Annotated in this window: 22 protein-coding genes; all 22 read left to right on the top strand. The window is 42.9% G+C overall.

The window, feature by feature from the left end; translation table 11 throughout:
* Positions 1 to 5: 5 nt before the first annotated feature.
* Entirely contained in the window at positions 6 to 809 is an 804-nt protein-coding gene (locus tag IGJ15_RS09570) for a PTS mannose/fructose/sorbose transporter subunit IIC (RefSeq protein WP_005225764.1), read from the top strand.
* Between the two features lie 20 nt (positions 810 to 829).
* Positions 830 to 1,741: a PTS system mannose/fructose/sorbose family transporter subunit IID gene (locus IGJ15_RS09565; RefSeq protein ID WP_005225765.1), complete on the top strand. Its 912-nt coding sequence runs from the start codon at positions 830 to 832 to the stop codon at positions 1,739 to 1,741.
* Between the two features lie 114 nt (positions 1,742 to 1,855).
* Positions 1,856 to 2,221, top strand: coding sequence for a DUF956 family protein (locus IGJ15_RS09560; RefSeq protein WP_005225766.1), 366 nt, complete (start codon positions 1,856 to 1,858; stop codon positions 2,219 to 2,221).
* A gap of 74 nt (positions 2,222 to 2,295) precedes the next feature.
* Positions 2,296 to 2,535 (top strand): GlsB/YeaQ/YmgE family stress response membrane protein, encoded by a 240-nt coding sequence (locus tag IGJ15_RS09555; RefSeq protein ID WP_005225767.1) that lies wholly within the window; start codon positions 2,296 to 2,298, stop codon positions 2,533 to 2,535.
* Between the two features lie 217 nt (positions 2,536 to 2,752).
* Positions 2,753 to 3,817 carry a M24 family metallopeptidase gene (locus IGJ15_RS09550; protein WP_010747993.1) on the top strand — a complete coding sequence of 355 codons (1,065 nt, stop codon included), beginning with the start codon at positions 2,753 to 2,755 and terminating at the stop codon, positions 3,815 to 3,817.
* A gap of 209 nt (positions 3,818 to 4,026) precedes the next feature.
* A complete protein-coding gene (locus IGJ15_RS09545) occupies positions 4,027 to 4,452 on the top strand; it encodes an Asp23/Gls24 family envelope stress response protein (protein WP_005225770.1) in 426 nt (141 codons plus the stop codon).
* Complete coding sequence (gene nusB / locus IGJ15_RS09540) at positions 4,445 to 4,909, top strand: transcription antitermination factor NusB (protein WP_005235350.1); 465 nt, start codon at positions 4,445 to 4,447, stop codon at positions 4,907 to 4,909. The genes IGJ15_RS09545 and nusB overlap by 8 nt, the downstream gene beginning before the upstream one ends.
* 293 nt (positions 4,910 to 5,202) lie before the next feature.
* Complete coding sequence (locus IGJ15_RS09535) at positions 5,203 to 6,054, top strand: bifunctional methylenetetrahydrofolate dehydrogenase/methenyltetrahydrofolate cyclohydrolase (protein WP_266166873.1); 852 nt, start codon at positions 5,203 to 5,205, stop codon at positions 6,052 to 6,054.
* Positions 6,055 to 7,407, top strand: coding sequence for an exodeoxyribonuclease VII large subunit (xseA, locus tag IGJ15_RS09530; RefSeq protein WP_201688935.1), 1,353 nt, complete (start codon positions 6,055 to 6,057; stop codon positions 7,405 to 7,407).
* Positions 7,388 to 7,609, top strand: coding sequence for an exodeoxyribonuclease VII small subunit (locus IGJ15_RS09525; protein WP_005235356.1), 222 nt, complete (start codon positions 7,388 to 7,390; stop codon positions 7,607 to 7,609). Before xseA ends, IGJ15_RS09525 begins: the two co-directional genes overlap by 20 nt.
* The gene (locus tag IGJ15_RS09520; RefSeq protein WP_201688937.1) at positions 7,606 to 8,502 is read left to right on the top strand and encodes a polyprenyl synthetase family protein; all 897 of its coding nucleotides are present in this window, start codon (positions 7,606 to 7,608) and stop codon (positions 8,500 to 8,502) included. The genes IGJ15_RS09525 and IGJ15_RS09520 overlap by 4 nt, the downstream gene beginning before the upstream one ends.
* Positions 8,499 to 9,320, top strand: coding sequence for a TlyA family RNA methyltransferase (locus IGJ15_RS09515; RefSeq protein WP_201688938.1), 822 nt, complete (start codon positions 8,499 to 8,501; stop codon positions 9,318 to 9,320). Before IGJ15_RS09520 ends, IGJ15_RS09515 begins: the two co-directional genes overlap by 4 nt.
* Positions 9,321 to 9,417: 97 nt before the next feature.
* On the top strand, positions 9,418 to 9,867 hold the full coding sequence (gene argR, locus IGJ15_RS09510; RefSeq protein ID WP_005225777.1) for an arginine repressor: 450 nt from the start codon (positions 9,418 to 9,420) through the stop codon (positions 9,865 to 9,867).
* A 15-nt stretch (positions 9,868 to 9,882) separates the two neighbouring features.
* Positions 9,883 to 11,556, top strand: a complete 1,674-nt coding sequence (gene recN, locus IGJ15_RS09505) for a DNA repair protein RecN (protein WP_016610293.1) — start codon at positions 9,883 to 9,885, stop codon at positions 11,554 to 11,556.
* 95 nt (positions 11,557 to 11,651) lie between these two features.
* Positions 11,652 to 12,383, top strand: coding sequence for an alpha/beta hydrolase (locus tag IGJ15_RS09500; RefSeq protein WP_201688939.1), 732 nt, complete (start codon positions 11,652 to 11,654; stop codon positions 12,381 to 12,383).
* A 400-nt stretch (positions 12,384 to 12,783) separates the two neighbouring features.
* Complete coding sequence (locus IGJ15_RS09495) at positions 12,784 to 13,638, top strand: phosphate ABC transporter substrate-binding protein PstS (protein ID WP_010748000.1); 855 nt, start codon at positions 12,784 to 12,786, stop codon at positions 13,636 to 13,638.
* 97 nt (positions 13,639 to 13,735) lie between these two features.
* Positions 13,736 to 14,656: a phosphate ABC transporter permease subunit PstC gene (pstC, locus tag IGJ15_RS09490; RefSeq protein WP_005225781.1), complete on the top strand. Its 921-nt coding sequence runs from the start codon at positions 13,736 to 13,738 to the stop codon at positions 14,654 to 14,656.
* Positions 14,656 to 15,540 (top strand): phosphate ABC transporter permease PstA, encoded by an 885-nt coding sequence (gene pstA / locus IGJ15_RS09485; protein WP_005225782.1) that lies wholly within the window; start codon positions 14,656 to 14,658, stop codon positions 15,538 to 15,540. Before pstC ends, pstA begins: the two co-directional genes overlap by 1 nt.
* A 13-nt stretch (positions 15,541 to 15,553) precedes the next feature.
* Positions 15,554 to 16,360, top strand: a complete 807-nt coding sequence (gene pstB / locus IGJ15_RS09480) for a phosphate ABC transporter ATP-binding protein PstB (protein ID WP_005225783.1) — start codon at positions 15,554 to 15,556, stop codon at positions 16,358 to 16,360.
* Positions 16,361 to 16,391: 31 nt separating this feature from the next.
* A complete protein-coding gene (pstB, locus tag IGJ15_RS09475; RefSeq protein ID WP_005225784.1) occupies positions 16,392 to 17,150 on the top strand; it encodes a phosphate ABC transporter ATP-binding protein PstB in 759 nt (252 codons plus the stop codon).
* A gap of 11 nt (positions 17,151 to 17,161) precedes the next feature.
* Entirely contained in the window at positions 17,162 to 17,839 is a 678-nt protein-coding gene (gene phoU, locus IGJ15_RS09470; protein WP_010748004.1) for a phosphate signaling complex protein PhoU, read from the top strand.
* A gap of 528 nt (positions 17,840 to 18,367) precedes the next feature.
* Complete coding sequence (gene liaX / locus IGJ15_RS09465; RefSeq protein WP_010748005.1) at positions 18,368 to 19,930, top strand: daptomycin-sensing surface protein LiaX; 1,563 nt, start codon at positions 18,368 to 18,370, stop codon at positions 19,928 to 19,930.
* Positions 19,931 to 19,976: the final 46 nt, after the last annotated feature.

The raw sequence follows: 19,976 nt of genomic DNA, 5'->3' as shown, positions 1-19,976 counted from the left end.
CTATCATGACTATTATATCTATGGTATTAGTAGTACTCGTTGCCTTTTTAGCTGGTATGGAAGGAATCTTGGATGAATTCCAATTCCATCAACCGCTAGTCGCGTGTACTTTGATCGGTTTAGTGACCGGTAATTTGGAAGCATGTATCATTTTGGGCGGATCATTACAAATGATCGCACTTGGATGGGCAAATATCGGTGCCGCTGTTGCACCTGATGCTGCATTGGCGTCTGTTGCATCTGCAATTATTTTAGTTTTAGGTGGACAAGGAACTGCTGGTGTTGATACAGCGATTGCCGTTGCGATCCCTCTAGCTGTTGCTGGTTTGTTCTTGACAATGATCGTTCGTACATTGGCTGTGCCAATCGTTCACTTTATGGATGCGGCTGCTGAAGAAGGCAACATTCGTAAAATCGAAATGTGGCATGTGATCGCTGTATGTATGCAAGGGGTTCGTATTGCGATTCCTGCAGCTGCATTGTTGGCAATTCCTGCTGCAACTGTTCAAAACTTCTTAGAATCAATGCCTGCATGGTTAACTGATGGTATGGCTATCGGTGGTGGTATGGTCGTTGCCGTTGGTTATGCAATGGTTATCAACATGATGGCAACTCGCGAAGTATGGCCATTCTTCATTATCGGTTTCGTTATCGCAGCTATTTCTCAATTGACATTGATCGCTATCGGTGCTTTGGCAGTAGCAATCGCATTGATCTACTTGAACCTAACTAAAATGGGCGGATCATCAAATGGAGGCGGCGGCAGCAACACTGGCGACCCTCTAGGCGATATCTTGAATGACTATTAGAATCGAAGGAGGAGAAAAAAATGGCAGAAAAAATTCAATTAAATAAAAAAGATCGTTTAGCCGTAGCATGGCGCTCTACCTTCATTCAAGGTTCATGGAACTATGAACGTATGCAAAATGGTGGTTGGGCATTCTCAATGATTCCAGCAATCAAAAAATTATACAAAACAAAAGAAGACCGTGCCGCTGCATTGAAGCGTCACTTAGAATTCTTTAACACTCACCCATATATCGCATCGCCAATCTTAGGGGTAACTTTAGCGTTAGAAGAAGAACGTGCCAATGGCGCGCCTGTCGATGACGTAGCGATCCAAGGGGTAAAAGTTGGGATGATGGGTCCTTTAGCCGGTGTCGGTGACCCTGTGTTCTGGTTTACTGTACGTCCGATGTTAGGTGCTCTAGGTGCTTCTCTTGCTTTAGCTGGAAACATCTTAGGTCCAATCATCTTCTTCGTTGCATGGAACATCATCCGTTGGGCATTTATGTGGTACACACAAGAATTCGGCTACCGTGCTGGTTCAAAAATCACTGATGACCTTTCAGGCGGATTGTTGCAAGATGTAACAAAAGGTGCTTCAATTTTAGGGATGTTCGTATTAGGGTCACTCGTTCAGCGTTGGGTATCGATCTCATTTGCGCCAGTTGTCTCAAGCGTACCGCTTGATGAAGGTGCTTATGTCGATTGGGCGAACTTGCCTTCTGGCTCTGCTGGTTTGCAACAAGCCTTCCAACAAGTTGCTGAAGGCCGTGCGTTGACTGATACAAAAGTAACAACATTGCAAAACAACTTGGATCAATTGATTCCTGGTCTAGCTGCACTATTGCTTACTTTATTATGTATGTGGTTATTGAAGAAAAAAGTTTCTCCAATCATCATTATTATCGGTCTATTCTTAGTCGGTATCGGTGGACACTTGATCGGATTGTTATAATCTTTTCAATGAAAGGTGCTTGGGGCAACCCAAGTACCTTTTTATTTATTCGCCAAACCTGCTGCAAACACGTATAATAAGATAATAAGACGATATAGAATGGAGTAAGCGCAAATGGTACAATCTCTTAATACAAAAGTGGATTTGACGATCGATGCTACGTCTTTTTTAGGGATCAATGAGTACGGCAAAATCATGATCGGCGATAAAGCCTTTGAGTTTTACAATGACCGTGACAAACGCAAGTTTATTCAGATCCCATGGGAAGATGTCGACTATGTGATCGCTTCGGTCATGTTCAAAGGCCGTTGGATACCACGCTATGCGATCCGCACCAAAAAGAATGGCACGTATACCTTCTCCTCAAAAGAACCAAAAAAAGTCTTGCGAGCGATTCGTGAATACGTCGATCCTGACCATATGGTGCATTCATTAGGCTTTTTTGATGTATTGAAACGAGCCTTCACTCGCAGAAAATAACAAGAGAGCATATATTTTTCCAATTGATTCTCAATATGGTACCCTTTTTATAAGAAAGTTTAGGAGGGGTTAGTATGCACTTTTTATGGACATTGATCGTTGGAGCGGTCATTGGTTCAATAGGTGGTGCCATTGCAGGCGAAAAACGCGGTTGTATTTTTGATATCGTTGCAGGACTTGTAGGCGCATCGATTGGTCAAGGCCTTTTTGGCACTTGGGGACCGCAAGTAGCAGGAATGGCTATCGTGCCTGCGATTATCGGCGCGGTCATTTTCGTGGCGGTCGTATCGTTCTTTTTGGGACGTAAAAGATAATTATCAAAAAAGCAATTCATTGATTGAATTGCTTTTTTTGTGCACGGAAGCCATCATTTAGAAGAGAACAACGAAAGATCACACGGCAGTCTTTTTAAAGCACTCTATATTTTTTTCATATTGTTTGATTTTTTAGAAAACTTTTCGCTTGCTTTCCGCTTTTTCTGGAAGTTTGTTATAATACTATCGTATAGAACAAGAAAGTAGGGAACGATACATGTTAAGAGTTGAAAAATTACGTGAAGCAATGAGAAAAGATTCGATTGATGGGTTCTTGATCACCAGCCCATACAATTTGCGTTACTTGACAAACTTTACTGGGACAACTGGTTTAGCAGTCATTACGTTGGACAAAGCTTTTTTTGTAACAGATTTCCGATATACAGAGCAAGCAGCTGCCCAAGCTCAAGGTTTTGAGATCGTAAAAAATAGCGGACCGATTTTTGAAGAAGTTGCAACCATCTGCCAAAGTGAAGAAATCAATGTCTTAGCTTTTGAAGAAAGTTTCGTCAGCTTTGCCGAATACTCCGTCTTAGAAGACTTGATTGAGGAATCATCCCTTGCCCCTGTATCGGGGGTGATCGAGGCTTTGCGGGAAGTCAAAGATGAGGAAGAGATCGCATTGATCCAACAAGCCTGCCATATCGCCGATCAAGGATTCGAACATATTTTGAAAATGATCCGCCCAGGAATGACAGAAATCGAAGTGGCTAATCAGTTAGATTTCTTTATGCGTTCATTAGGTGCCACAAGCGTATCTTTTGAAACGATCGTTGCTAGTGGGCTGCGTTCAGCAATGCCCCATGGGGTTGCCAGTGAAAAAGTGATCGAACAAGGCGATCTGATCACGTTAGACTTTGGCTGTTACTATCAAGGCTATGTGTCTGATATGACTAGAACCTTTGCAGTAGGAGATCCTGGCGATAAATTGAAGGAAATCTATCAAATCGTACTTGAAGCGCAAGAAAAAGTCTTGGCAGCAGCAAAACCTGGAATGACCGGAATTGAACTAGATGCGATCGCCCGGGATCACATTGCTTCCTTTGGCTACGGAGATGCCTTTGGTCATTCAACAGGCCATGGGATTGGTTTAGAGATCCACGAAGGACCAAATGTATCCTTCCGCGCTGATAAAGCATTTGTTGTCGGAAACGTCATTACAGATGAACCAGGGATCTATCTTCCAGGAATTGGCGGCGTTCGTATCGAAGATGATCTTTTGATCACCGAAACTGGTAATAAAGTGTTGACACATTCACCGAAAGAATTGATCATTCTCTGATTCATCGACCTTGTTTTTCAGAAAATTCATTGAGAATAGTGGGTTATTATAGATTCTCAGTGCAGAAAATGATAAACTTAGAGCGAGAAGAAACACTGTGCCATGGATGTTATTGATTGAATCAAGCGCTGGCTTGCTTCAAACGGAAAAAACGAGCGATTTTTTTACAAACAATACGGTACAGCTGTTTAGAATGGAGGCAAAAACGTATGAATGAAGATAAAAACCTTGTATTAAATGCAAGTCCTGAATTAGGCGAGATCGTCATCGCGCCAGAAGTGATCGAGATCATTATTGGGATCGCTGCTTCTAAAGTGGAAGGTGTCTATGGGATGCGAGGAACACTGGCAAACAGTGTCACTGAATTACTAGGCCGCGCAGCTCATGGCAAAGGAGTCTACTTAACGATCGATGAAACAGGGATCAAAGTGGATATCTACTGCTATATCACTTATGGGATGTCAGTGCCTAAAGTGGCAATGGAGATCCAAGAACGGGTCAAACAGCAAGTCTTATTTATGACAGATGTGCAACTGGCTGAAGTAAATGTTCATGTTGTGGCAGTCGTGCCAGAAAAAGTAGATTTACCAGACATCGAAGAATTATTTGGAAACGACGAGGAAGAAAATGAGTAAAGAATTATCACGGCATGAAATACGGAAAATGGCGTTACAAGCTTTATTTCCACTAGACTTTAACAAAGATTTAACGAAACAAGATGCCATCATGCATGCCATCGAGTTGGAACACCATGAATTGATTGATGAAGAACAAGAGCATTTTGTCCCTGTTTATTTAGATCAATTAGTGGCAGGTGTCTGTCATTATAAAGAAGCCTTGGATGAAGTCATTCAAAGTCATCTAAAAGCCGGTTGGAAAATCCAGCGTTTATCAAAAATGGACGTGACGATTTTACGAATCGCTTTGTATGAAATGATCTATGTGGATAATGTGCCGAATCGTGTGGCTTTGAATGAAGCGATCGAATTAGCGAAAACCTTTAGTGACGATCAGTCAAGAAAGTTTGTCAACGGTATTTTATCGACTGTCAATCAAGAGCTAGAAACAAAAAACAACCAAGTAAGTGAGTAATTTTTAGCCTTAACACTATCGATCAAAAGAAAACAGCCTTTTTTCGATCGAGGCAGAAACCGAACGATTTTTGAGCAACCGCCTTGTTTTGACGGTCCTGCTTGATCGTTCGGTTTTTTTGCATACACTTTGTCGGTTTGCCCTCGTTTTTTCCGAAAAAAGGGAGCGTTAGACGGTGTTTTTCTTTTCAGAAAATGCTATGATAGAAAACATGAAGAAGCATATCGACAAACGATTGGTGCGTTTCTTTTTACAAAATAAGTCCGTATAATCAGGTTGGAGGAGTTGTCAGAATGGGTACATTAATCAATGGAAAAGAATTGGCTGAAAAAATGCAAGCAGCGTTTCTTTCAGAGACAGCAACACTAAAAGAGCAGGGTGTGACACCGGGATTAGTTGTTTTGCTTGTTGGAGAAGACAAAGCAAGTCAGACTTATGTGAAAAATAAAGAACTAGCTGCGGCGAAAATCGGCATCAATTCCCGTGTTGCCCGCTACCCTGAATCCATTACTGAGGCAGAATTATTAGCAGAAATCGAACAGTTCAATAACGATGATGCCTTTCATGGAATTTTGGTTCAACTTCCTTTGCCAAAACATATCAATGAAGAAAAAGTACTGTTAGCCATCAAACCAGAAAAAGATGTCGACGGCTTTCATCCAATCAATTTAGGAAAATTATTCGCAGGTGTACCTGACCGAATTCCTTGTACCCCTTATGGCATTATGAAAATGTTTGCTGCGTATGGGATCGAATTGGAAGGGAAAAATGCCTTAGTGATCGGTCGCAGCAACATTGTCGGAAAACCAATGGCGCACTTGCTCTTGGGGGCAAATGCCACCGTGACTATTGCTCATTCAAAAACCAAAAATCTGCCCGAGTTGGCAAAACAAGCGGACATTTTAGTCGTGGCGATCGGCCGCGGTCATTTTGTCACAAAAGACTTCGTAAAAGAAGGGGCTGTGGTGATCGATGTTGGGATGAATCGTGATGCCAACGGCAAGTTGATCGGCGATGTGAAATTTGATGAAGTCGAACCGATCTCTAGCTATATCACACCGGTACCTAGAGGTGTAGGTCCAATGACGATCACGATGTTGATGGCCCAAACGATCGAGGCAGCAAAGGAGACAATGAAAAACTAAATGGCGCAAGAATATTTAACGGTAACCGCATTAACAAAATATATCAAGTGTAAGTTTGACGTCGATCCGTATCTAGAGCGGGTTTATTTGACGGGGGAGATCTCCAATTTTCGTCGGCGCCCCAATCACCAATACTTTAGTTTGAAGGATGATGGTGCAAAAATTTCGACCGTCATGTTCAAAGGCGCTTTTGACAAGCTGCGCTTTCAACCAGAAGAGGGCATGAAAGTCATGGCGGTTGGGCGTATCACTCTGTATGAGGCAAGCGGAAATTACCAGATGGTGATCGATCATATGGAACCAGACGGTGTCGGCGCTCTTTATCAAGCCTATGAACAATTAAAGCAGAAATTGGCAGCGGAAGGATTATTTTCTGCACCGAAGCAGTCGTTGCCGAAATACCCGAAACGCATCGCGGTTTTGACCAGTCCTAGTGGGGCGGTGATCAGAGATATCATCACGACGACACAGCGGCGTTACCCCATTGCTCAGATCGTTTTGTATCCAACCGTGGTACAAGGCAATAAAGCTGCGGATGATGTGGTGAAAAATATCCAACGAGTCGAAGCCGATGGGACCTTTGATACTATGATCATCGGACGTGGGGGTGGATCGATCGAGGACCTCTGGCCTTTCAATGAAGAACGAGTGGCAAGAGCCATTTTTGATGCAAAAACCCCCATTATTTCTTCAGTGGGGCATGAAACCGATACGACGATTGCCGATTTAGTGGCGGATGTGCGGGCGGCAACTCCGACCGCCGCTGCCGAATTAGCGGTGCCAGTGCTGTCGGAGGAGATTTTGCGGATCGAAGAAAGACAAGCCCGATTAGAGCAAGCATTTATGCACCAGATCCAGTACAAACAAGAACGCTATCAGCGAGTGATTGGATCGTATGTTTTTCGACAACCAGAGCGCTTGTATGAGGCACAGTCCATCAAACTCGATCAGTTGCAGCAGCGGATGCAGCAAGGCTTGCAAACCTTGCTTTATGACAAGGATCGCCAAGCACAGCAATTGATTTCACGGTTGGCACAACAACAACCAAAAGCGCGATTACAAGCCAGCAATCAAGAGGTCAGCTATCTTTCTCAACGCTTAACGAAAGCCATGAAAGATATCTATGCAGCAAAAGAAAATCAATTTGCAAATGCAGTCCAATCCCTTGATTTGCTAAGCCCGCTGAAAATCATGGGGCGCGGCTACAGCTATACCACGAAAAATGAGCAGGTGATCAAATCGATTGATGCGATCGAGCCAGAAGATCAGCTGACGATCCATTACCAAGATGGCCAAGCACTGGTCGAAGTTATTAGTACAGAAGGAGTTAATCATGGCAAATCCAACATTTGAAGAATCATTACAAGAATTAGAACAAATCGTAACCCGTTTGGAACAAGGCGATGTTCCATTGGAAGAAGCGTTAGATGCTTTTCAAAAAGGCATGGTTTTGAGCAAGCAATGCAAGGACACCTTGAGTAAAGCGGAAAAATCCTTAACAAAAATGATGACTGAATCCAATGAAGAAGTCCCCTTTGAAGAGGAAAACCAATGAGTGCTTTAACAGAATTCACAAAAGAACACGCCCCATTGATCGAAGAAGTCATGGAACGCTTTGTCAAAGAACACACTTCTGATCAACGATTATTTGAAAGCATACAGTATTCGATCCAAGCCGGCGGCAAACGTATTCGCCCGCTTTTATTGGCAGCAACAGTCGCCGCTTTTCACAAACCCATCAATACCGCGGTGTACCAGTGTGCAGCAGCCCTAGAAATGGTGCATACGTATTCGCTGATCCATGATGATCTGCCAGCAATGGACAACGATGATCTGCGTCGAGGAAAACCCACCAACCATAAGGTTTTTGGTGAAGCTTTAGCGATTTTAGCTGGAGATGGTCTTTTGACGGCTGCGTTTCAATTAGTCGCTATGGCGGAAATCGAAGCCAATCAAAAAGTCTTGCTGCTGCAGCAGTTGAGTAAAGCAGCGGGCACGCAAGGGATGGTCGCCGGCCAAGCAGCTGATATTCAAGGGGAGAACCAAGCCCTTCGTCTTGAGGAGCTCATGTCAATCCATGAACGTAAGACTGGAGAATTGATCCGCTTTGCGGTGATTGCTGGTGGTGTCTTAGCCGATCAGACGGAAGAGGTTCTGCATGAATTGGATCGCTTTGCCCAGCATATTGGGTTAGCCTTTCAAATTCGCGACGATCTGTTAGATGCCACTAGTACGACCGAAGAGCTAGGCAAAGTTGTCCGCCGAGATGACGAGTTGGCGAAAAGTACCTATCCTGCTTTACTTGGTTTAGCAGGCGCGCAGCAAGCCTTGACTGAAGAATTGAGCAAAGCCAAAGAAATTCTGGCACAGTTAAGCCGATACGGTCAATTTACGCAGGATGTTTTATTAGCATTTGTGGAACGATTTGAGATTCGAGGGAACGCATGAAGAAAGAACGAGTAGATGTTTTAGCAGTCCAGCAAGGCCTCTTTGAGACCCGCGAGCAAGCCAAACGAGGAGTGATGGCTGGATTGGTGTACAAAGAAAAAAACAATGAGCGCCTAGATAAGCCTGGAGAAAAAATTGCCGCAGATACACTGCTGCAGATCAAAGGGAAGAAGCTGCCTTATGTTTCTCGTGGTGGTCTCAAGTTAGAAAAAGCACTCAAAGTTTTTGATTTTGACGTAACCGATAAAATCATGTTAGATATCGGCGCTTCCACCGGTGGCTTTACTGATGTGGCGCTGCAAAATGGCGCCAAAAAAAGCTATGCACTGGATGTCGGTTACAATCAATTGGCATGGAAGCTGCGGCAAGATGAGCGAGTGATCGTAATGGAACGGGTCAACTTCCGTTATGCAAAACCAACAGACTTCCTGGATGGTCTTCCTGAAGCTGCTACGATCGATGTTTCTTTTATTTCACTTAAACTGATCTTACCTCCCCTTTATGATATTTTGGTAGCGGATGGCGAAGTGATGGCGCTGATCAAACCACAATTTGAAGCGGGCAAAGAAGCGGTCGGAAAAAATGGGATCGTTCGTGACCCCAAAACCCATGAACGAGTGTTGCAGGAAGTACTGGCATTCGCTAAGAAAACAAAATTCGATGTATTAAACCTAAGTTTTTCACCAATCACTGGTGGCGAAGGGAATATCGAGTTTATCGTACATTTAAAGAAAAGCCTGCAAGAAGGCACCGCAGCAGGGATCGACATCCCGAAAGTTGTTGCATCAGCACATGAGACCTTTCATCAACCAAAATAAAGAATGGAAGAGAGTGGACATTTTACTTGTCGGCTCTCTTTCTTTCTTGCACAAAATAGGATAAAATTAGTAGGAATTCATTCAGGAGGAACAAGAGATGAGAAAAAAAGAACGGCATCGCTTGATTACACGATTGTTAAGTGAACAAGATATTCAGAAACAAGAAGATTTTGTCGAGTTGTTAAAAGATCGCGGCGTCTCAGTCACACAAGCAACCATATCAAGGGATATCAAGGAATTGAAGTTAGTGAAAGTTCCTTCCCAAAAAGGCGGCTATCGCTATAGTATTCCACAAGAGACAACGGAAGACGTGAGTGGTAAACTAGATAAAATCCTAAAAACGGCGTTTGTTTCTGTCGATCGAATGGACAAATTTGTGATCCTGCGCACACTGCCTGGCAATGCTTCGGCTTTGGCGAATTTGATCGATAAGCGTTATGCCAAAGAATTATTTGGCACGCTAAACGATGATGACAACGTCTTGATGATCACCAGAACAGAAGCAGATACCGAGAACCTATTCAAGGATTTCCAACGTTACGTATAAAAGAGGAGGCAAGGGATGCTTTTAGAATTGTCGATCCAAAATTTTGCGATTATCTCCAACTTGCACCTGTCTTTTCATGAGGGGATGACGGCTCTAACAGGTGAAACAGGTGCTGGAAAATCAATCATTATCGATGCGATGGGCTTACTAGCAGGTGGCAGAGGATCCAGTGACTATTTGCGTCAAGGCGCAGAAAAATGCCGTTTGGAAGGGATTTTTGAATGGCCGAATCAGCAGGAGTTCAAAGAATTGACTGCCGATCTGGGTATTGATGAAGAAGAAGTTCTGATCGTACAACGGGATATCTCTCAATCGGGTAAAACTATTTGTCGTGTGAATGGTCGAACCGTTACCTTGTCGGTTTTGCGCCAAATCGGCTTGTTTTTAGTTGATATCCAAGGACAAAATGAGCATCAAGAGCTACTGCAGCCAGAAAAACATTTGGCGTTGATGGATGGTTTTGGAGATGATGCCTTTAAAGCAGAACTTGCAAGTTACCGTCAAGCCTATCAAGCCTATCGCTCCTTAGAAAAACATGTGCGGACCATTCAAGAAAATGAGCAGCTCTATGTGCAGCGAATGGACATGCTGCGTTTTCAACAAGAAGAGATCGCCCAAGCGGAATTGATGGAAAATGAAGAAGAGCAGCTGATCGATGAACGAGAAAAACTGACCAATTATCAAAAAATCGTGGATGCTCTAGGGCAAAGCTATGGCGCTCTATCCGCCGAAGAAGTTAATAGCCTAGATGGAGTCAGTGTGGCATTATCAGAGATCCAGTCGATCGCCCATCTTGATCCTGCGTATGAAAAAATCAGTGAAGCGATCCAAAGTGCGTATTACTTGTTGCAAGATGCAGCCACTGATATTTCGCGGCAAGTCGACAACCTTGAATTAGATGAAGGCCGACTGGAAGAAGTCATTTCACGACTAGAAACGATTCGTCAATTGAAGCGCAAATACGGGGAATCGATTCCTGTGATCCTTGCTTATTATGACGAGATCAGCAAAGAAATCAGCGAATCAGCCTATACGGAAGGTCAGTTGGAGCAATTAGAAGAAGAGCTTGCCCAAAAAGCTGAAGCAGTTTGGCAGCTGGCGGAAGCCTTGCACGTCAAACGACGTGAACTGGCTCATCGTTTAGAAAAAGAAATCGTTCAAGAGTTAAAAGAGCTGTATATGGAGCACGCGCAATTTGAAGTACGGTTTGCATCTGGCTCAAAACAATTAAGCAGCAGCGGCTTTGATACCGTGGAGTTTTATTTGACCACCAACCCCGGTGAAGGCATGAAACCGTTAGTGCGAGTTGCTTCTGGAGGAGAGCTTTCTCGGATCTTATTAGCGCTTAAATCGATTTTCTCCCGCAAGCAAGGAATCACTAGTATTGTCTTTGATGAGGTGGATACTGGGGTCAGTGGCCGAGTAGCTCAGGCAATCGCCGAAAAAATCGCCAAGATCGCTGCGAATTCGCAAGTCTTGTGTATCACCCACTTGCCGCAAGTAGCGGCTGTGGCGGACAATCAATATTTTATCGAAAAAGCAATTCAAGAAGGTCGGACAGAAACCCATGTCCGTAAATTATCAGAAGAAGAACGAGTGGCTGAGATCGCCCGTATGCTCTCAGGTGCAGAAATCACCGATTTAACGATCGAACATGCACGAGAACTATTGGCGCTGGCTCACCGATAAAAATTGGAAACACTTATAAAAAGATTCAGGAGATGATGGACCCGCAAGTTTCGTCTGCCATCCTTTCCTGATCTTCTTTTTTGCAGGAGGACATGATGAGAAAAAGAACAAAAGTCTTGATCGGTGTATTGATCACCGTTGTTATTTTAACTGTTGCCGGTTGGTTCGGTTGGCAACAACTGCATTACCCAGCAGTGGATGCTGCAGTTACAGCTGCGAAAGAGGCAGATGATGAGGGAAATGTCCTCTATTTTGCTGGAGATGAAGAAAAGCCTTTGGTTATTTTCTATCCTGGTGCGCTTGTCGATGCCGAAAGCTATAGTGTATGGGCAGCAGCTTTAGCGGAAAAAGGCTATCCTGTCGCGATCGTTAAAATGCCCTTTAACATGGCTGTTTTAGCAGGCAATCGTGCAGAAGAGGTCTTGGAAGAAATTCCCCATAGCTCCTATGTCATTGGCGGTCATTCATTAGGTGGCGTCATGGCAAGCCGTTTTGCAGCGAATCAGTTGGCTGAAAATGACAACGAGTTAAAAGGCGTCTTTTTCTTTGCTAGCTACCCAGATGAAAAAGGATCCTTAGCTGATCAATCGATTGCTGTGTTGTCACTCTCAGGCAGTCAAGACCAAGTAGTGAACCAAGAAAATTGGCAAGCTGCCCGCAGCCTCCTTCCAGAAACTACGACGTTTGAAACGATCGAAGGCGGCAATCATGCTGGCTTTGGTACCTATGGGTTACAAAAAGGAGAAGCAGCAGCGGATCTACCAAATGAAGCACAGCAAGAAGCCATCATTGAGCAGATGGCGGCATGGTTAAGTGAATTAGAATAAAAAAAGACGGCAGAAGATGCATAGGAATGCTTCTTTCTGCCGTTTCGATTCAACAGACATTTTGGGGAAATGTTGATGAAATCGTGAAAACGCTGAACATAACAACATATTGTACTTGATTGGGGAAGCAAGATTAATAATTATGTTCTTTTTAAAATACGTTTCCTCTCACAGTATAGCACAGCATACCTTCTGGATGCACGTAATTTAATTAAGAAATCTTGTCATTTTATTTACAAAATAGTTATTTTGTAAAAGAAAAAAAGCGTTTTAAATAAAGGGACAGACTCAGCTCAAGAAAAAAAAGCAAATAATAATTTTCATTGATTTCAACTAATGGTAAAATGAAAATAATTGATTTTTACAATCAATGACTTTCGAAAGTACAAGGAGCGTTATGATGAAAAAATTAAAACTTCTAAGTCCTATCATCGGATTGGTTATTTTACTCTCAGGATGTGCAAGCTGGGCAGATCGAGGAGAATCGATCACAGCAGTCGGGTCTTCTGCCTTGCAGCCACTCGTAGAAACCGTTGCGGAAGAATTTCAAAACTCAAATCCTGGGCGATTTATCAATGTCCAAGGAGGCGGGAGCGGCACTGGGTTAAGTCAAGTCCAAGCAGGCGCAGTCGATATTGGGAATTCTGATTTGTTTGCAGAAGAAAAGCCAGGGATCGATGCGGATGCACTCGTTGACCACCGAGTGGCAACGGTGGGTATCACACCGATCGTCAACAAAGGCGTCGGGATCACGGATATTTCAACAGAGGACTTAAAAAATATCTTCTTAGGAAATATTACAAATTGGCGTGAAGTTGGCGGAAATGATCTGCCCATCGTTTTGTTGAATCGGGCGACTGGAAGCGGCACGAGAAGTACGTTTGAAAAATGGATCATGGATGGCGAAACAGCGATTCCTTCCCAAGAGCAAGATTCTAGTGGGATGGTCCGTTCGATCGTTTCAGATACACCAGGCGCCATCAGTTATGTTGCATTTTCTTATGTAACGGATGAAGTCAACGTCCTTTCGATCGATGGGGTTCAACCAACGATTGAAAATGTAACGACCAATGATTGGAAAGTTTGGGCTTACGAGCATATGTATACAAAAGGAGAACCAACGGGATTGACCGCTGAATTTCTCGAATATATGCTTTCTGATGAAGTACAAGAGCATATTGTTGGGGATTTGGGTTATATTCCAATTTCCATCATGCAGGTGGAAAGAGATTGGGAAGGCAACATCGTCGAATAATCTTTACACAAAATTTACACAAGCTTTAACAGAAATTGATGTTGAACCGATAAACTAATGGTTATGAGTTTAGTTTGATTTTTGAGGAGGAACCCTCGTGGAAAATGTAAAAGAAGTGTTAACAAAAAAATCCAAGCGCGCAAGAATGGAACAAAGAGGAAAGCTGGTTAGCTTTCTATGTATTGCGTTGATTGTATTGGTTGTGATCTCCATTTTTTATTTCGTTGCTAGCCGTGGATTAGCGACATTCTTTGTAGACAAAGTCAATGTTTTCGACTTTTTGTTTGGTACGCAATGGAATCCAAGTGCTGTTGGTCCTGATGGCCAACCATTAGTAGGTGCTTTACCGATGATCCTTGGTTCGTTCTTCGTAACCTTCCTATCAGCGATCGTCGCAACACCATTTGCGATCGGTGCAGCAGTCTTTATGGTGGAGATCTCCCCTCGTAACGGAGAGAAGATTTTACAGCCCGTCATCGAACTATTAGTCGGTATTCCTTCTGTAGTTTATGGTTTTATCGGTTTGTCTGTCATTGTACCAGCAGTCCGTTCGGTTTTTGGCGGTACAGGGTTTGGGATCTTGGCGGGGACCTTTGTCCTATTTATCATGATTTTGCCGACAGTGACTACGATGACTGTCGATGCGTTACGGGCAGTCCCTCGGCACTACCGTGAGGCATCCTTAGCTTTAGGTGCAACACGCTGGCAAACGATCTATAAAGTTGTTTTACGAGCAGCTGTCCCTGGGATTTTAACGGCAGTTGTTTTCGGAATGGCTCGCGCATTTGGGGAAGCATTGGCGATCCAAATGGTTATCGGTAATGCGGCATTGATGCCGACGAGCTTAGTGACACCTGCATCAACATTGACATCGATCTTAACCATGGGTATTGGGAATACGATCATGGGAACAGTCCAAAACAACGTTCTATGGTCATTAGCCTTGATTCTCTTATTGATGTCCTTACTATTTAACATTGTCATTCGCTTTATTGGGAAGAAAGGAGCATTGAAATAATGAATGCAAAACGTTCAGATAAAATTGCTACCGGCGTCTTGTATGCTGTTGCTGGAGTCATTGTTTTGATTTTGGCTTCCTTACTATTGTACATTTTGGTACGTGGTATTCCCCATATCAATTGGGAGTTTCTGACTTCTTCTTCAAAAGCGTATCAAGAAGGTGGCGGGATCGGCATCCAATTGTTCAATTCCCTATACTTGCTTTTAGTGACAATGATCATTAGTTTTCCGATTTCTTTAGGAGCGGGGATCTACTTATCAGAATATGCGAAGAAAAACTGGTTGACGGATATCATTCGGACATCGATCGAAATCTTGAGTTCACTGCCTTCTGTGGTTGTCGGTCTTTTTGGTTTCTTGGTCTTTGTTATCCAGTTTGGTTATGGCTTTTCGATCATTTCAGGTGCCTTGGCATTGACTTTCTTCAATTTGCCACTATTGACTAGAAATGTGGAAGAATCTCTACAAGCGATTCATTATACGCAGCGTGAAGCGGGCTTGTCTTTAGGCTTATCCCGTTGGGAAACTGTCACACGCATCATTGTTCCAGAAGCAACACCAGGAATTTTGACTGGGGTCATTCTAAGTTCTGGTCGGATTTTTGGTGAAGCGGCAGCGCTGATCTACACTGCAGGACAAAGTGCACCGGCCCTTGATTTTACAAACTGGAATCCATTGAGTGTTTCCAGCCCGATCGGTCTTTTCCGACAAGCGGAGACGCTGGCAGTCCATATTTGGAAAATCAATACAGAAGGTACGATGCCTGATGGCGCTCAAGTTTCAGCCGGGGCTTCGGCGGTATTGATCATTGCCGTCTTGCTATTTAACTTTGGCGCCCGTGCAGCTGGCAAACGGTTGTACAAGAAAATGACGTCAGCATAAGGAGAATGACAGTATGAACGATTACAATTGGGACGATCGAAATATCATTACCTTCGATAAACCAGAAGATGTGGCGCTTTATACCACTGACTTGCATGTATGGTATGGATCAAATGAAGCCATCAAAGGCATTGATCTACAATTTGAAAAAAATAAAATCACCGCATTGATCGGACCTTCCGGTTGCGGAAAATCAACGTATCTGCGTTCTTTGAATCGAATGAATGACGGGATCGCAAACACGAGAGTCACAGGAAACATCATGTATAAAGGAGTCGACGTCAATACAAAAGAAGTCGATGTCTTCGAAATGCGCAAGCGGATCGGCATGGTTTTCCAACGACCAAATCCTTTCAGTAAATCGATCTATGACAATATCGCCTTTGCTTTACGCCGTCATGGAGAAAGAAACAAAAAGAAATTGGATGAAGCAGTTGAAACCAGCTTGAAACAAGCGGCTCTTTGGGATCAAGTAAAAGACAGTTTAGATAAAAGTGCTTTGGCATTGTCTGGTGGACAGCAGCAACGTCTGTGTATCGCTCGAGCAATTGCGATGAAACCAGATATCTTACTTCTAGATGAACCAGCCAGCGCCCTTGACCCCATCTCGACCGGGACAGTGGAAGAAACCCTCATCAACTTGAAAAACGACTATTCTATCATCATCGTGACCCATAATATGCAGCAAGCTGCTCGGATCAGCGATTATACTGCCTTTTTCTACTTAGGAAATGCGATCGAGTACGATGAGACCCGTAAGATATTTACTCGTCCAAAAATTAAAGCAACAGAAGATTACGTATCCGGTCATTTTGGCTGAGCCGATTCGATCAGTAAACGGAGGCAAAACAATGGCAGAAGAAATTATTACATCGAAAGATCTGCATTTATACTATGGAAAAAAAGAAGCATTGAAAGGAATCGACCTTTCCATCAAAAAAGGCGAGATCACTGCAATGATCGGACCTTCAGGTTGTGGGAAATCGACCTACTTGCGTTCTCTTAATCGAATGAATGATTTGATCCCTGGTGTGACAATTACAGGAAGTGTTGTCTATAAAGGGAAAGACATTTATAGTCCAAAGCAAGACATCGTTGATTTGCGCAAAGAAATCGGGATGGTTTTTCAACAACCGAATCCTTTTCCCTTTTCAATTTACGAAAATGTGATTTATGGGTTAAAATTAAAAGGAGTCACGGACAAGGAGATTCTTGATAAGACGGTAGAAGAAAGCCTGAAAGCAGCTTCTGTCTGGGAAGATGTCAAAGACAAACTTCACCAAAGTGCGCTTTCTTTATCAGGTGGACAACAGCAGCGGGTTTGTATCGCTCGGGTATTGGCTGTCGATCCAGAAATCATTTTGCTGGATGAACCAACCAGTGCGTTAGACCCCATTTCATCAGGGAAAATCGAGAATACCCTTCTAGCGCTGAAAGAACGCTACACCATGATCATCGTGACTCACAACATGTCACAAGCTTCAAGAATCTCAGATAAAACCGCGTTCTTTTTGGACGGCAACTTGATCGAGTTCAATGACACGAAAAAAGTGTTCCTAAGTCCAAGCAAAAAAGAAACAGAAGATTATATCTCAGGAAGATTTGGTTAGGAGGAAAAGGGATGTTGCGTACACAATTTGAAGAAGAGTTATTAAATTTACACAATCAATTTTATGAAATGGGGATGCTAGTCAGCAGTGCCATTCATAAATCTGTGCGAGCATATGTCAGACATGACAAAGAAATTGCGCAGGAAGTAATTGAAAATGATTTGGCGATCAACAATATGGAGGTTCGTTTAGAAAAAAAGAGCTTTGAGATGATTGCTTTGCAACAACCAGTAACGACCGATCTACGAATGATCATTACCGTTATGAAAGCCAGCTCTGACTTGGAGCGGATGGGGGACCATGCGGTATCCATCGCGAAGTCAACGATACGGGTCAAAGGCGAAACGCGGATCGCCGAAATCGAAAAAGAAATCTCAGATATGTCGGATTACGTCAAAAAAATGGTTGATAATGTTTTAGTGGCGTATGTAAAGACCGACCAAGAAGATGCCCGTATGATCGCTCAAATGGACGATCGGGTCAATGAATATTACAAAGACATTTATTACAAAACGATCGAGAGTATGAAAGAAAATCCAGAAACAGTTGTCAGTGGGACCGATTATTTATCCGTTGCTCAATACTTGGAACGAATCGGTGACTACGTAACGAATATTTGTGAATGGATCGTGTATCTTGCTACTGGGAAAATCAGTGAATTGAATACAAACCGTACGGAAATGATTTAAGAAACCAGCTTGGGTTCTTGATCACATATCTCTTTTAAAAGAGATGGGACGGACCGTCGAAAGAAGTTGTCCTTTAAGGAGTAACTTCTCTCGGCGGTCTTTTTGATTTGGAAGAATCGCTTCAATCGATGACGTGAACAGGATAGGCAAATTAGAAAATGGCTCCACCATAAAGATGGCCAATGGAAATCGATTCTATCGTCCCTGAAATTTACTAGTTGAGCCGTCTATTCTTTTCGTCGCCGACCTGCAGTGAAAGGAGCAATCGCTCATTTGCTCTAGCAGGCCTATTCCTCAAGGCTGCTACTAGCTGAAACTTTTGTTTCTATTGGTTTTTCGTGGTACTGTTAATAATAGGAAGATCGTTTTGAGCCTAGTGTAATGAAGAAAAAGTGTCGGTTTTGCTTGCCAATCTGCAGATTGAGAAAAACTTGGTACTTAAGACCTATGACACTTTTGCAAAAACAAGGCATAATAGGTTCGTAAGCTAAACTTGCAATCACACATTTGCTGAAGGAGGCAATTTCCATGAACGAAAGAGAACGTATATTGGATCTAGTAAAAAAAGGTGTGCTTTCTACAGAAGAAGCCTTAGATTTACTAGAAGGTATGGCAAAAGCCAAAGACGAAAAACAAATTAACAAAGCTGCTGCTGAGGTAACCGCGGATAAGAATGCGACAAGCCCATTTGATGATACTGAAAACGACGATGAGATGTTCACGTTTGACAGCGAAGAAAAACTTCGTCAAAACGAAGCGCAAGACAAAGAAAATCTTGAAAAGATTCTCGATGGTTTAGCAACGGAAGCCAACCAAGCATCTGCTGAGTTGGACGAAATCAATGCTGAAATTCTTGGCGTCAAAGAAGAATTAAAAGAAGCACAAGAAACATTGATGCAATTGAACACCAAAGAAGAGTTGGATCAATTGTCAGAAGATGAATTGGCTACGCGTCACGAAACAGAAGCGACCATTACTGCATTGGAAGAAACCTTAGATGGTTTATCTGAAGAAAAAGCAGAATTGGAAGCAAAATTAAAAAATATTCGCAAAGACCAATGGTCTCAAACAAAAGAAAAAATTTCTCAAAAATTAGATATTCCAGAGGATTGGAAAGAGCAAGCGACTGACACCTTTAACCAAGTAAGTGAAAAAATGGTCGATGCCAGCACACACTTCGGACACTTCTTGAAGAAAACAGTTCGGGCAGTGACAGAGTCAGTCAATGACAACATGGAATGGAAAGACATCAACTTGAAAGTTCCTGGTGTTGCAGCGACAAAATTTGAGCACACATTCAGCTATGATGAAACGGCAGCGACATTGATCGATGTGAAATTGGCAAACGGCAATGTTTCCTTCCAATTATGGGATGAACCAGGTGTCAAAGTAGATGCCAAAATCAAACTATATGGTAAAATGGATGCGGCGGAGCCTTTCGATGCTTTTGAAGCAAGAAGCCAAATTAATGTCGATGATGAACGCATCTCTTTCCAAATTCCCAACAAACGCATTCGTGCCGATCTCGTTTTCTACTTGCCAAAACGTACCTATGATCATGTGGCAGTGAAATTGCTGAACGGCAATGTTACATTCAATGAATTGGATGCGAAAGATGTCTATACAAAATCAACAAACGGCAATATCGATTTCCGCAAAGTAAACGCATCGATGTTAGAGATTGAAGGCGTGAATGGAACGATCACTGTTCAAGAGGGTGAGATTTTAGATGCCATTATTGAAACGGTGAACGGCGACGTTACGTTGACAGCAACGCCACAAAATACCGGTATTTCTTTAGTTAACGGCAACATCCGTGTGACCTACAAAGAAGAAACGGTCCAAAAATTAAACGCCAGCTCTGTAAATGGGAATGTCAAAGTAGCATTACCGACAGGAATCGGTTTTGAAGGGATCGCAAAAACAAGTTTAGGTAGCATCAACAATCGTTTAAGCGAGATGGAAGTTGTGCGTGAGAAAAAAGAACGCCTAAACCAACTATTGCAATTCCGTCGGGTTGCCGATAAAGTCGCTCAAATCGATCTATCTACAACAACAGGAAATGTCTTTATCAAAGATACAGACAAATAAGAATCGCTGGGTTTACACTCATTAAAGAAAAGAAGGAAGGTGTAGA

Source organism: Enterococcus sp. AZ079, from assembly GCF_050547255.1.
Taxonomy (GTDB): domain Bacteria; phylum Bacillota; class Bacilli; order Lactobacillales; family Enterococcaceae; genus Enterococcus_D; species Enterococcus_D casseliflavus.
Note: the sequence above shows the minus strand (reverse complement) of the source record. Positions and strands in the feature narration are given on the sequence as shown.

Excerpts from the sequence above, each read along its gene's own strand:
- IGJ15_RS09495 (WP_010748000.1), top strand. The coding sequence starts at position 12,784 with ATGAAAAAATTAAAACTTCTAAGTCCTATCATCGGATTGGTTATTTTA.
- IGJ15_RS09570 (WP_005225764.1), top strand. The coding sequence starts at position 6 with ATGACTATTATATCTATGGTATTAGTAGTACTCGTTGCCTTTTTAGCT.
- nusB (WP_005235350.1), top strand. The coding sequence starts at position 4,445 with ATGAGTAAAGAATTATCACGGCATGAAATACGGAAAATGGCGTTACAA.
- liaX (WP_010748005.1), top strand. The coding sequence starts at position 18,368 with ATGAACGAAAGAGAACGTATATTGGATCTAGTAAAAAAAGGTGTGCTT.
- xseA (WP_201688935.1), top strand. The coding sequence starts at position 6,055 with ATGGCGCAAGAATATTTAACGGTAACCGCATTAACAAAATATATCAAG.
- recN (WP_016610293.1), top strand. The coding sequence starts at position 9,883 with ATGCTTTTAGAATTGTCGATCCAAAATTTTGCGATTATCTCCAACTTG.
- IGJ15_RS09565 (WP_005225765.1), top strand. The coding sequence starts at position 830 with ATGGCAGAAAAAATTCAATTAAATAAAAAAGATCGTTTAGCCGTAGCA.
- IGJ15_RS09545 (WP_005225770.1), top strand. The coding sequence starts at position 4,027 with ATGAATGAAGATAAAAACCTTGTATTAAATGCAAGTCCTGAATTAGGC.
- IGJ15_RS09525 (WP_005235356.1), top strand. The coding sequence starts at position 7,388 with ATGGCAAATCCAACATTTGAAGAATCATTACAAGAATTAGAACAAATC.
- pstB (WP_005225783.1), top strand. The coding sequence starts at position 15,554 with ATGAACGATTACAATTGGGACGATCGAAATATCATTACCTTCGATAAA.
- IGJ15_RS09555 (WP_005225767.1), top strand. The coding sequence starts at position 2,296 with ATGCACTTTTTATGGACATTGATCGTTGGAGCGGTCATTGGTTCAATA.
- IGJ15_RS09515 (WP_201688938.1), top strand. The coding sequence starts at position 8,499 with ATGAAGAAAGAACGAGTAGATGTTTTAGCAGTCCAGCAAGGCCTCTTT.
- IGJ15_RS09500 (WP_201688939.1), top strand. The coding sequence starts at position 11,652 with ATGAGAAAAAGAACAAAAGTCTTGATCGGTGTATTGATCACCGTTGTT.
- IGJ15_RS09550 (WP_010747993.1), top strand. The coding sequence starts at position 2,753 with ATGTTAAGAGTTGAAAAATTACGTGAAGCAATGAGAAAAGATTCGATT.
- pstB (WP_005225784.1), top strand. The coding sequence starts at position 16,392 with ATGGCAGAAGAAATTATTACATCGAAAGATCTGCATTTATACTATGGA.
- pstA (WP_005225782.1), top strand. The coding sequence starts at position 14,656 with ATGAATGCAAAACGTTCAGATAAAATTGCTACCGGCGTCTTGTATGCT.
- IGJ15_RS09535 (WP_266166873.1), top strand. The coding sequence starts at position 5,203 with ATGGGTACATTAATCAATGGAAAAGAATTGGCTGAAAAAATGCAAGCA.
- argR (WP_005225777.1), top strand. The coding sequence starts at position 9,418 with ATGAGAAAAAAAGAACGGCATCGCTTGATTACACGATTGTTAAGTGAA.
- IGJ15_RS09560 (WP_005225766.1), top strand. The coding sequence starts at position 1,856 with ATGGTACAATCTCTTAATACAAAAGTGGATTTGACGATCGATGCTACG.
- phoU (WP_010748004.1), top strand. The coding sequence starts at position 17,162 with ATGTTGCGTACACAATTTGAAGAAGAGTTATTAAATTTACACAATCAA.
- IGJ15_RS09520 (WP_201688937.1), top strand. The coding sequence starts at position 7,606 with ATGAGTGCTTTAACAGAATTCACAAAAGAACACGCCCCATTGATCGAA.